Annotated in this window: 12 protein-coding genes; 10 read left to right on the top strand and 2 right to left on the bottom strand. The window is 31.9% G+C overall.

Annotation, left to right across the window (positions count from 1 at the left end; translation table 11 throughout):
- Positions 1-104 precede the first annotated feature (104 nt).
- The gene (locus CD129_RS03105) at positions 105-551 is read right to left on the bottom strand and encodes a MarR family winged helix-turn-helix transcriptional regulator (RefSeq protein WP_107509562.1); all 447 of its coding nucleotides are present in this window, start codon (positions 549-551) and stop codon (positions 105-107) included.
- Positions 552-753: 202 nt separating this feature from the next.
- On the opposite strand from CD129_RS03105, the gene CD129_RS03100 reads away from it, so the two are divergent.
- Positions 754-1683, top strand: coding sequence for a CobW family GTP-binding protein (locus CD129_RS03100; RefSeq protein ID WP_115337731.1), 930 nt, complete (start codon positions 754-756; stop codon positions 1681-1683).
- An 11-nt stretch (positions 1684-1694) separates the two neighbouring features.
- A complete protein-coding gene (locus CD129_RS03095) occupies positions 1695-2603 on the top strand; it encodes an aldo/keto reductase (protein WP_078357332.1) in 909 nt (302 codons plus the stop codon).
- A 272-nt stretch (positions 2604-2875) separates the two neighbouring features.
- On the opposite strand, the gene CD129_RS03090 is transcribed toward CD129_RS03095, so the two are convergent.
- On the bottom strand, positions 2876-4072 hold the full coding sequence (locus CD129_RS03090) for a M20 metallopeptidase family protein (RefSeq protein ID WP_115337730.1): 1197 nt from the start codon (positions 4070-4072) through the stop codon (positions 2876-2878).
- Positions 4073-4247: 175 nt separating this feature from the next.
- Here CD129_RS03090 and CD129_RS03085 point away from each other — a divergent pair, with 175 nt between their 5' ends.
- The 8 genes from CD129_RS03085 to CD129_RS03050 form a co-directional block, all read left to right on the top strand.
- On the top strand, positions 4248-5006 hold the full coding sequence (locus tag CD129_RS03085) for a DeoR/GlpR family DNA-binding transcription regulator (protein WP_115337729.1): 759 nt from the start codon (positions 4248-4250) through the stop codon (positions 5004-5006).
- Positions 5006-5917 carry a 1-phosphofructokinase gene (pfkB, locus tag CD129_RS03080; protein ID WP_115337728.1) on the top strand — a complete coding sequence of 304 codons (912 nt, stop codon included), beginning with the start codon at positions 5006-5008 and terminating at the stop codon, positions 5915-5917. The genes CD129_RS03085 and pfkB overlap by 1 nt, the downstream gene beginning before the upstream one ends.
- Positions 5918-5935: 18 nt before the next feature.
- Positions 5936-7870, top strand: a complete 1935-nt coding sequence (locus tag CD129_RS03075) for a PTS fructose transporter subunit IIABC (RefSeq protein ID WP_107509558.1) — start codon at positions 5936-5938, stop codon at positions 7868-7870.
- 508 nt (positions 7871-8378) lie between these two features.
- Entirely contained in the window at positions 8379-9170 is a 792-nt protein-coding gene (locus tag CD129_RS03070) for an alpha/beta fold hydrolase (RefSeq protein ID WP_115337727.1), read from the top strand.
- Positions 9171-9363: 193 nt separating this feature from the next.
- Complete coding sequence (locus tag CD129_RS03065) at positions 9364-10710, top strand: hemolysin family protein (RefSeq protein ID WP_115337726.1); 1347 nt, start codon at positions 9364-9366, stop codon at positions 10708-10710.
- 153 nt (positions 10711-10863) lie between these two features.
- Positions 10864-11586 (top strand): pseudouridine synthase, encoded by a 723-nt coding sequence (locus CD129_RS03060; RefSeq protein WP_115337940.1) that lies wholly within the window; start codon positions 10864-10866, stop codon positions 11584-11586.
- Positions 11587-11599: 13 nt separating this feature from the next.
- Complete coding sequence (locus CD129_RS03055) at positions 11600-12427, top strand: aldo/keto reductase (RefSeq protein WP_107509556.1); 828 nt, start codon at positions 11600-11602, stop codon at positions 12425-12427.
- A 76-nt stretch (positions 12428-12503) separates the two neighbouring features.
- Positions 12504-13118: YwiC-like family protein (locus CD129_RS03050; protein WP_256681891.1), on the top strand; the 615-nt coding region annotated here is incomplete at its 3' end.

Here is a 13118-nt window from a genome sequence, read left to right as displayed (position 1 = left end):
TTGATATCTATTTTAATATTTCTAGTCATAATAAAACTCCCTGCTAAGTTTTCACTATTTAAGTGTTTACTTAACAGGGAGCATATCATTATGTCCTGGGTTTTCTATTTCTCATGATTAATTTTATCTACATTATTTATCAATTTTTGTAATAAGCTATTGAGTTGCTTTGTTTCTTCATCATTTAATTCAGATACATCTTGAATAAGTTGAGATGCTTGGTGTAAATGTTGTTTCATTTGTTTGCTTTTCTCTGTTAAATGAACAAATACTTCTCTTTGATCTAATTCAGAACGTTCACGTTTAATGAGGTCTAAATTTTCCATTCTTTTTAATAGAGGGGATACTGTTCCTGTATCTAAGGCTAAGTCAGTTACTAGCTTTTTGACATTGACTGGTTCGGTTTCCCATAAAACGGTTAGTACTAAATACTGTGGATAAGTAATGTTGTACTCTTTGAAAATTTTGTTTGAATAATAACGATTGACTTGTCGCTGTGCATTATACAAATTAAAACACAATTGGTTATGGATATTTAAATTATCCCCCATAATCTTTCCCCCAAACTACAAATACAATGGTTCATATTTTTATAAGCTTCCTATTCATTATATAATGAATAAATTTAGTTTGTAAATATGTTTAAAAATATGTGGATTAAATGTACTAATTATAAGGTGGAACAACGTATAAATTTGAAGTCTTTGTAGTTTATTAGGTTATATCATATAATTACAGAAAGGTGGTTTGAACATGAGTCAAAGAAATGAAAATAAAAACAAAATGGCTGTTACAATTTTGACGGGATTTTTAGGAAGTGGTAAAACAAGTTTACTTCAAAGGTTGATTTTAAAAGCGAAAGATTCTGGACAAAAAGTCGCAATTATTATGAATGAATTTGGTTCTTTTGATGTCGATAGTAAATTGTTAGGTGATGATGTTTCTACTCAAAGCTTATTAAATGGCTGTATATGTTGTTCATTAAAAGATGATATTGAAGTAGTCTTACATAATTTATATCATAAAGAGAATCCTGATTTAGTATTAATTGAAGCTACTGGAATTGCGCATCCTGTTGAGGTGGTAGATGCATGTCAAAATCCAACTTTAATTGATAAAGTTGAAATGCCCTCAATTATCGGCGTGATGGATGGTAAAAGATACTTAGAACGAACACGATATACTAAACAAACGAAACATTTAATGGAAGAACAAATGTTGTATTCGCATATTGTCGTTATAAATAAATCTGATGCGTTATCAGCAAATGAAAGAGAAGAACTAGAACAATCTTTGCTATCTTTTAAGCATCCACCTAAACTTCACTTTACGAATTACTCGAATATAGATGGAATTGAAATACCTGTGAATGAAGTGTTATCTATTGAAGGTAAACATAGTCATCATCACGGTATTCAGTCAATGAACTATACATTTAGTGGACCAATAGATATGCAATTATTAATTCAGTTTTTGAGACAGTTACCTGATTCTATACTTAGAATAAAGGGATTTCTTAAATTTGATGAAGAACCAGAACAAACCTATTTATTTCAATATGCATTTGGGGTTCCTCAATACGAACCAGAAATAATGAATATGCCTTTAACTATTGTCATAATAGGAGAAGAGCTAGATAAAGCGCATTTACGTAATAAATTAGATATGTTGAATTTTTCATAGGAGATGATGGGATGGAACGTATTCGTATAAATAAACATGTTAGTTATTCAAGAATTGTACATGGATTTTGGAGATTAAATGAATGGGGATATAGTAATCAGCAGTTGAATGATTTTTTACATGAAATTGTAGATAGAGGTATCACGACGATGGACCATGCAGATATTTATGGTAACTATACGTGTGAATCTTTATTTGGTGATGCACTAGCCCTAACACCGAATTTAAGAGAGAAACTTGAAATTGTTACTAAATGTGGCATTATTTTGCCGAATGAAAATAAACCTAAAAACACAGGACATCGATATGATCAAAGTTATGAACATATTATTGAATCGGTTGATCAATCTCTATTAAATCTAAAAACAGACTATATAGATACATTACTTATACATCGTCCATCACCATTAATGGACCCAGATGAAATGACAAGAGCAGTAATGCATCTAGTAGATCAAGGTAAAATTAAAGCATTTGGCGTTTCTAATTTTAAATGTAATCAATATGAGTTGTTAAATGAAAGTCTGAAAAAAGAAATGTCACATATCTCAGTGAATCAAGTAGAAGTATCACCATATCAACTAGAAAATATAGAAGATTGTACATTAAATAGAATGCTTCAACATGACGTTAAAGTGATGGCGTGGAGCCCATTAGCAGGTGGTAAAATATTTGATGCTAACGACGAAAAATCTAGACGCATATTAGAGGTTATACAACCATTAGCTTCCAAATATAATGTGAGTGTTAGTACAGTAGTATATAGTTGGTTATTAAAATTACCATCAAACGTAATGCCTATTGTAGGATCAAGCAAAATAGATAGAGTAGATGAAGCGGTTAAAGCAACTAAGTTACAACTAACTGACCAAGAATGGTTTGATATATACGTCGCTTCACGTGGAGAAGATATATTATAGTTTTTTATATAGAGGTTAGAGGTAGTGTAAGGGACAAAATTTCGAGAAATGTCCGTAAGAGGTAGTATCTAAGGAGCACAATTCAGAATTCTGCCACTAAGCGCAACCTAAGAACTGCAAATCGATTAGCTACTCACAATATAACGAAACAGGCTGGGACTTTTTAAAGTCTCAGCCTGTTTTTAATAGTTTTTATTATGTTGTTCATTAGCTTTGTTCACACAACTCAGAAGAAGTGTAATTAATTCCTGACCTCAGCAACAAATCTACTGCTATTTATTTTCTAATCTATTTAACGTAATTTCAGCTAGTGATTTGGCAGCTACGAGCATGCAATCTTCATTCACATCAAATTTAGGGTGATGATTCATATATGGCTCGGTTACGCCTTCTGGTTTGCTTCCTACGATATAAAATGATCCAGGGATTTTTTGTAAATAATAAGCAAAGTCTTCTGATCCTGTTACTTGAGGGATTTCAACTAATTGTTGGAAGTAATCTCCTTTGCTTTCTGATAAAATTTCAGCTACTTTTTCTGTTTGTTCTATATGGTTGTAAAGTACTGGATAACCATATTGATAATCTAGGTCATATTCGATATCAAATCCTACTGCTATGCTGTCTGCAATTTTTTTAATTTCTTGATACATTGTTTCTTCTAGTTCTGGATTTAAATATCTTGCTGTACCTTTAATTGTGACACTATCTTGAATAACGTTATAGCCTCCAGGTGCTTCAAATGCTCCGATTGTAACAACACCCATATCTAAAGGATCGATACGTCTTGATACGATTGTTTGAATAGCGTTTACAAAATTTGTTCCTGCTATTAAAGCATCATGTGTTTTATGTGGGCTGGCAGCATGACCGCCTAAACCATTGATAGTCAATTTGAATGTAGAACTTCCTGAGAAAGATGGTCCTTTATTATATCCAATAAATTCTGGTCCAGCTACTGGCACAATATGAATACCATAAACTTCATCTAAATCATCTAGTACACCTGATTCTACTATTGCCTTAGCGCCACCAGGAGGTTTTTCCTCAGCGTGTTGGTGAATTATTTTAACTGTGCCTGGTAATTCTTCTTTACTTTCAATTAATGCATCTGCAAGTCCCATTAAATATGCTGTATGTACATCATGTCCACAAGCGTGCATAACGCCTTCATTTTCTGATTTAAATGGAACGTCTGTTTCTTCTTCGATTGGTAAAGCATCGAAATCTGCTCTTAATCCAATTGTTTGTCCTTCGCGTCCGCCATTTATTTCAACGATGATTGCATATTCATCATCTAAAGGTTGAGTCACTTTAACGTCTTTGTCTTTATAAAATGATTTAATATAGTCAGCAGTTTGCACTTCTTCAAATGATAATTCTGGATGCTGGTGCAAATGTCTTCTAATTTCAATCATTTCACTTTCTTTATTTTCGATAAGTTTAAATAGCTTTTCTTTTAAATTATTCATGTTTTTCCTCCTAAAAATATACTAAAGAAGTATAACAGTAATCTTTTTCTGTATAAAATATTTGAACTTATAAATTTGAAAGAAATTTTTGATTGATTTTGAATGTTTATGATTGAATGTGATTGACATTTTAATGAAAACGTTTTATTATTTAAAATTGAACAGGGGAGATTGTATGTTAACGACTGAAAGACACCAATTAATTATAGATGAGATTAATCAACGGGAAACGGTTACACTGCAAGAACTTATTAATTTAACGCATTCAAGTACTTCTACGATTAGGAGAGACTTATCGCAACTTGAACAAAGAGGTTTACTTAAAAGAGTTCATGGTGGTGCTACTCAAATTGCGAAGCGTCATGAAGAAAGAAATATGACCGACAAGGAATTGCGATTTCAAGATGAAAAACAAGAAATTGCTCGTTTAGCAGCAAGTCTTATTGCTGATGGAGATACTATTTACTTAGATGCTGGAACAACTACTTTAGAAATGATTCCATTTATTACACAACAAGACATTATAGTAGTTACAAATGGTTTGACACATGTGAGACCATTATTAGAAAAAGGCATTCCAGTTTATATGACTGGTGGAGAAGTAAAATCAACTACATTTGCCAATATAGGCGTAAATGCAGTTAAATCACTTGAAAGATATCGTTTTGATAAAGCATTTATCGGTATGAATGGAATTGATTTACACTACGGATTATCAACACCAGATCCGAATGAATCTGAAATGAAAGAAAAGGCTATCCACTTAGCATCACAAGTGTATGTTCTACTTGATCATTCTAAATTTAATGAAGTCTCGTTTGCAGTAGTAACTTATGAAAAATCAATAGAACTACTGACTTCTGAAAAAGCAATTCAAACTATAAGTAATTTCGATCAATTTAAAGAAAAATATAATATTAATGGAGGATTATGATGATATACACAGTTACGTTTAATCCATCAATTGATTATGTGATGTGTACTAATCAATTTGAAGTTGGTGAATTGAACAGAGCGCATGAGACAAATAAATTTGCTGGTGGTAAAGGGATTAATGTATCTCGAGTTCTTAAAACGTTAAACGTCAATAACACAGCTACAGGATTTGTTGGAGGGTTCCCTGGAGAATTCATCAAAGATGCACTCGCTAAATCAGACATACTAACAGATTTCGTAGAAGTACAAGATGACACTAGAATAAATGTGAAGCTAAAATCTGGACTGGAAACAGAAATTAATGGACCTGGACCAAATATTGAACCAGAACATTATGAACAGTTTTTAACTAAAATGAGAAGAACAAATTCAGAAGATACTGTGATTATTGCTGGAAGTGTTCCGAGTACACTTGAAAAACCCGTTTACCAAGAAGTTGCAGAGGTACTTAAAGAAACCGGAGCAAATTTAATAGTAGACGCTGAAAAAGATTTAATGAAATCTATTCTTGCTTATAAACCTAAATTTGTGAAACCTAACAAGACAGAATTAGAAGAAATATTTGATAAGCAAATAGATACGGACCAAGAAGTTATAGAATGTGCTCAGTCATTATTAAAAGAAGGTGCACAAGCTGTGATTGTATCACTTGGTGGAGAAGGTGCTATTTATGTAGATAATAATACAAAATTAAAAGCAATTGTTCCAAATGGACAAGTGGTCAATACTGTCGGGTCTGGAGATAGCACTGTGGCAGGTATGGTAGCTGGATTAGAGACAGGTAAAGATATAGAATCAGCTTTTAAATTAGCAGTAAGTTGTGGAACGGCAACAGCTTTCAATGCTGATTTAGCAGAATATCAAGATATAGAAAAAATAACTTCAGAAGTGGTTATTAAACATATTTAAAATAAGGAGGTCATTAAAATGAGAATTACTGAACTATTGACTAAAGAAACGATAGCAATGGATTTATCAGCTACTAGTAAAGATCAAGTAATAGATGAACTTGTTACACAGTTAAATAAAGCAGGTAAATTAAGTGACGAAGCTACTTTTAAAGAAGCAATTCATAGTAGAGAATCACAAAGTACGACTGGTATTGGTGAAGGTATAGCAATTCCTCATGCAAAAACAGATGCTGTTCAATCAGCAGCTATTGCATTCGGTAAATCGATTGATGGTGTTGATTATCAATCTTTAGATATGCAACCAGCACACTTATTCTTTATGATTGCAGCTCCTGCAGGTGGTGCTCAAACGCATTTAGATGCATTAGCAAAACTTTCTGGAATTTTAATGGACGAAGATGTAAGAGCAGAATTATTACAAGCGAAAAATGAAGAAGAAGTATTAAACATTATTAACAAGCATGATGACGAAGCAACGGACGAACAATCAGAAGAACCAGCTGTTGCATCTAATGGAACAGCTTCTCAAGAAGAAGGATTAGTGCTAGCTGTAACTGCATGTCCTACAGGAATTGCACATACTTATATGGCTGCAGATTCTTTGAAAAATCAAGCTAAAAAAATGGGCGTTCCTATTAAAGTAGAAACAAATGGTTCAGGTGGTATTAAGAATCATTTAACAGACGAAGAAATTGAAAAAGCTTCAGGTATTATTGTAGCTGCAGATGTACATGTTGAAACAGCTCGTTTCGATGGTAAGAATGTTGTGCAAGTTCCAGTAGCTGATGGTATTAAACGACCAGAAGAACTTATAAATATGGCACAAGATACTTCACGTAAACCATTTGTTGCAAAAGGTGGAAAACAAAGTAGTTCTACAAGCAATGAAAAGCAAAGTGTATCTAAAACAATTTATAAACACTTAATGAATGGTGTTTCTAATATGTTACCACTTGTAATTTCTGGTGGTATATTAATGGCAATTGTATTTTTATTTGGAGAGAATTCATTTGATCCTAAGAGTGATCAATACAATGAATTCGCTGCAAATTTATGGGCTATTGGTAGTGAAAGTGCATTCCAATTAATTGTACCTATATTAGCTGGTTTTATCGCTCGAAGTATTGCTGATAAACCAGGATTCGCATCTGGTCTTGTCGGTGGTATGTTAGCAGTAGCCGGTGGTTCAGGATTCTTAGGTGGTATTATTGCAGGTTTCCTTGCAGGTTATTTAACTGAAGGTGTTAAATATGCATTTAAAAATCTACCTCAAATGTTTGAAGGTTTAAAACCAACTTTAATTTATCCAATCTTATCAGTTTCATTAACTGGACTATTAATGGTGTATGTTATAAATCCACCAACATCTTGGTTGAATAATTTATTATTAGATGGATTAAACAATTTATCAGGCTCAAATATAGTGTTACTTGGCTTAGTATTAGGTGCCATGATGGCAATTGATATGGGTGGACCATTTAACAAAGCAGCTTATGTATTTGCTACAGCAGCCTTAACAGAAGGTAATGCAGCTGCGATAACAGCAGCTATGGTTGGTGGTATGATTCCACCAATCGCTATCGCAACAGCTATGCTTATCTTCAGAAGAAAATTTACAAAAGCACAAAAAGGTTCAATCATTCCAAACTATGTAATGGGATTATCCTTTATAACTGAAGGTGCCATTCCATTCGCAGCAGCAGATCCATTACGTGTAATACCATCAATGATGGTAGGTTCAGGAATCGGTGGTGCAATTGCTTTAGGATTAGGTTCAAGTATTCAAGCACCACACGGAGGAATATTTGTAATATTTGCAACTGACTTTGGACACGTACTACAAACATTATTAGCAGTAGTAATTGGAGCATTAGTAGCTGCCATAATGTACGGATTACTTAAACCAAAATTAACTCAAGAACAATTAGAAATGGTTGAAGAAGTAGAATAATAAAATCAAAAAAGAGCAGAAATTCATTGTAAAAATGAAATTCTGCTCTTTTTTTTATAAGAACCATTCACACTTCTTCCAACTTGTGTGAATATAGATACCTATGCTTACACTTCTTCTGACTAGTGTGAACATAGATGCCCATACTTACACTTTTTCTGATTTGTGTGAATATAGATGCCCATGCTTACACTTCTTTCGACTAGTGTGAATATAGATACCCATGCTTACACTTCTTCTGACTTGTGTGAATATAGATACCTATGCTTACACTTCTTTTGACTAGTGTGAATATAGATACCCATGCTTACACTTCTCCCAACTAGTGTGAATATAGGTGGTCTATAAATAATTTTGTATTGTAAACATGCAAATACATTCGTCTCAGTCAAAAGTATGATACTAAAATAACGTGTTTAAAATTGAATTCTCAGGGAATATTTTATATGATTAATTTAAAATATTCTCATTTAAGTAGAATATGGTAAATATAAGGAAAGAGCGAAAAATGTTATATTACAAGACGATAATAAAATCAAATGAATCAGAGTGGGTTACATTATTACATGGAGCAGGTGGTAGTTCTTCGATTTGGTTTAAGCAGATGAGATATTATAGAAAGCATTTTAATATTTTATTAGTTGATTTGAGAGGCCATGGAAAATCTGCAAATAAAGAATGGAAGAAAAATGATTCTTTTAAACATCTGGCGAAAGAAGTTGTAGATGTATTAGATTATTTAAAAATTGATAAAACTCATATTATTGGTATGAGTCTAGGTACAATAGTTGGTCAAGCAATGGCTGAATCTTATCCAGAAAGAATTTCAACTTTAGTGTTAGGTGGAGCCATTATAAATGTGAATTTAAGAACAAAATTTTTACTTGCTGTAGGACGTACAATAATGAATTTTGTACCTTACATGTTACTTTATAAACTTTTTGCTTACATTATTATGCCGAAAAAAGCACATGAAGAATCAAGATTAAGGTTTGTGAACGAAGCTAAAAAAGTATCTCAAAAACATTTTATTAAATGGGTTAAGCTGACAAAACTAGTGAATCCATATTTAGCCCATTTACAAGTTGCTACGAGAGACATTCCAACTTTATTTATAATGGGTGAGGAAGATTATTTATTTATGCCACCAGTTGAGAAACTAGTTAAAGAGAATGAAAATTTTTCTTTAGAAATAATAGAAGAAGCTGGTCATGTGTGTAATATTGATCAGCCTGAAGCTTTTAACCAAATAAGTTCTGAATTTATAATGAAGCATTTAGCAAAGCCTATTCTTTTATAGATTATTTAAATTGAGATTAAATTGTGATATACTGGAAATAATATGCTAATATCGGGGGAGGTGACACTCAATGGGAAGGATTTAGTTTTAAATTCATATTTTATTATAAAACCTATAGAAAAACGTAATAAAAAGGTGACCATAGTGTCACCGCAAAATATTTGGAGGTGAATCCCTAGAAATAGGGAACTAATTGGAAATTTCGACCATAATGAACTTTATTGTATTCTTTATATTAATTGCATTTACAATGGTATTTGTAGGATCTGAATTCGCACTTGTTAAAGTACGTATGACTAGAATTGAACAGTTGATATCTGAAGGTAGTAAAACAGCTAAAATTGTTCACAAGATGGTAAAAGAACTAGATTATTATTTATCTGCATGTCAACTTGGTATTACAGTTACATCACTTGGATTAGGTTGGATTGGTGAACCAACATTTGAAGTACTTATTCATCCAGTACTAGATTTCTTTAGTTTACCAGATGCATTAACAACAACTTTTTCCATCGTAATCAGTTTCTTAATTGTTACATTTATTCATGTTGTAGTTGGTGAATTAGCGCCTAAAACGGTTGCTTTACAACAAGCAGAAAGATTAACACTAGTTTTTGGTAGACCGCTATATTACTTTGGTGTTGTTATGAAACCTTTAATTTGGTCTATGAATGGAACAGCACGTATTTTAGTAAGAGCAATAGGTATTCAACCTACTAACGAAGAACAGGCAATGTCAGAAGAAGAACTAAAGCTTATCATGACTCAAAGCTATCAAAGTGGTGAAATTAACCATACAGAATTAGCTTATATGCAAAATATTTTCTCATTCGATGAAAGATTAGCCAAAGATATCATGGTACCTAGAACGCAAATGGTTACTTTAACTGAACCATTTAATATCGAAGAATTATTAGAAATTATAAACGAACATCATTATACACGTTATCCAATTTCTGAAGATGGCGATAAAGACCATATTAAAGGCTTTATTAACGTTAAAGAATTTTTAACAGAATATGCTTCTGGTAACTCAATTAAAATTAATAGCTATATACATGATTTACCACTTATTCACGAAGTTACGAGAATCAGTGATGCATTAGTGAAAATGCAGAAAGATCATGTCCATATGGCATTAGTAATCGATGAGTACGGTGGCACTGCTGGTGTCATTACTATGGAAGATATTCTAGAAGAAATTGTTGGGGAAATACGAGACGAATTTGATGATGATGAGGTAAATGACATCATTAAGACTGGCGAAGATACTTACCAAATTAATGGTCGTGTAACTTTATCAGAACTTGAAGAAAAGTTCGGAATTGAATTTGAAGATTCAGATGATATAGATACTATCGGTGGATGGTTACAAGCACTTAAACCAGAAATTGAAAAAGATGATTACGTAGACACTGAATATGACAAATGGGTTGTAATTGATGTTGAGAATCACCAAATTAAAACGGTAGCATTACACAAAGAATTCATGAAAGAACGTAGAAGTATTTTTGATGACGATGAAGAAGATGAAGATTAAAAAATAGTTTAATTATCAAGCAGTAGAAATCCATAATAATTGGACTTCTACTGCTTATTTTAATTAAATACAAACGTGTCTTTTTTGTCTTAACGATGCGCATCATGTAAAATAGAAATCATAGTAGATTGTTTGAGAGAGGAACACATGTGTATGAGAATTAATAAATATTTAAGTGAAGCAGGCGTTTGTTCAAGGCGTGGTGCAGATAAATGGATAAGTGCTAATCGTGTAAAGATCAATGATGAGTTGGCAACCTTAGGATCAAAAGTAGAAGAATTCGATATTGTTAAGGTCGATAATGAAATCTTAACGATTGATAAAGGCTATGTTTATATCGCATTAAATAAACCTCGTGGTATTACATCCACTACAGAACGACATATTAAAGGTAACGTTGTTGACTATGTGAATCATCAAGAAAGAATTTTTCATATTGGTAGACTTGATAAAGATTCTGAAGGGCTGCTGTTGCTTACGAGTGATGGAGATATCGTAAATGAAATATTACGTGCTGAGAACAATCATGAAAAAGAATATGTCGTTTCAGTAGATAAACCAATCACTAAAGATTTCGTTAAACAAATGTCTGAAGGGGTAGAAATATTAGAGCAGAAGACGCTTCCAGCCAAAATAGAGCAACTAAATGATAGAACATTTAAAATTATTTTAACACAAGGATTAAATCGTCAAATTAGACGTATGTGTGAGGCTTTAGGATATGAAGTTAAAAAATTAAAAAGAATACGAATTATGAATATTAAACTTGAAGGAATTAAATATGGTGAATGGAGAGATTTAACAAAAGAAGAATTTGAAGAACTAACGCAGTCACTTTCCTATAAACCAAAAAGAGAGCGAATGATATCTAAATAAAGGGGTTATTAAAATGGTCAAATTAAATAATGATGTAAATATTCCAGAATTAGGATTAGGTATTTATAAAATAGATGAAGCAGATGTTGAGAGAGTATTGAATACGGCAATTGAAGCAGGTTATAGAGCAATCGATACTGCTTGGTTCTATAAAAACGAAAAAGCATTAGGTCAAGCATTAAATGAAATTAATATAGACCGTGAAGAACTTTTTATAACGACTAAATTATGGAATGATTTTCAAGGATATGAAGAAACAATTAAAGCTTTTAATGACTCTTTAGAATCGTTACAACTAACATATATAGATATGTATTTAATTCATTGGCCGTGTCCAGAAGATGAATTGTTCATTGAAACATACAAAGCGATGGAGCAATTGTATAAAGAAGGCAAAATTAAAGCTATAGGTGTATGTAATTTTAAAGAGCATCACTTAGAAAAATTATTAGCCGAAACAGAAATCGTACCTGCAGTAAATCAAGTAGAATTCCATCCAATATTTAATCAAAAGGATTTACAAGCATATTGCGAAAGTAAAGGTATTAAAATTACAGCGTGGAGTCCGTTAATGAGAGGAGGAGAATGGCTCAATAACCCAGTATTGAAAGAAATAGCAGACAAATATAATAAAACTGCAGCACAAGTCATCATTAAATGGCACTTACAACAAGGCAGAATCGTTATTCCAAAATCACAAAATGACCAAAGAATTATAGAAAACTTTGATGTATTTAACTTTGAATTAACTGAAGAAGATTTAGCTGAAATTGATAGTTTTCATACAAACGAAAGACAATTTAGAGATCCTGATGAAGTTAAAATTGGAGATATGAAATAATATAAAAAACTTTCACATATTTGTTTGAATTAAGATGTATTTCATATATATCTTTTAGTAGAATAAATGTGTGGAGGTGTTTTTTTTGTTTAAATTTAAGAAACCAAATCAACATGGCGTTTGGTCAATGATTATATTGCCCATCGCATTCGGTATAGCAGTAAGCGGTTTTACATTTTTACATATATTTTTATATTTGGGCGTATTAGCAGCTTATTTCATGAGTGATCAAGTGTTTTTCTATTTAAAGAAAAGAAAAAAAGAAATTGGCTACATCTATACAGCGAGTTTATTTGGAATAATAGTACTTATATCATTTATACCTATAGTACTTTATAAATTTGAAACATTTTGGATATTTTTATTAATGATTCCATTATCGTTAATCAATGCATTTTTCGCTAAAAAGAAAAACGAGAGAGCATTTACAAATGATTTAATAGCTGTCATTATCTTTTGTTTGTTTGGCGTAATAAGTGTATTACTAAATACAGCATTATCTAATATTAATGCTTGGTTACCTGTATTTATATTGAGCTTTATGTATTTCTTTGGAACAATCTTATATGTAAAAACAATGATAAGAGAGAAAAAATCAATTAAATATAAATGGAGTTCATGGATTTATCATTTATGTATCGTAGTTATAGGATTACTAGTAAACCCTTTAATAATGATAATGTATTTACCT

Source organism: Mammaliicoccus fleurettii (assembly GCF_003970575.1).
Lineage (GTDB): Bacteria > Bacillota > Bacilli > Staphylococcales > Staphylococcaceae > Mammaliicoccus > Mammaliicoccus fleurettii.
This window is presented reverse-complemented; position numbering and strand designations above follow the sequence as displayed.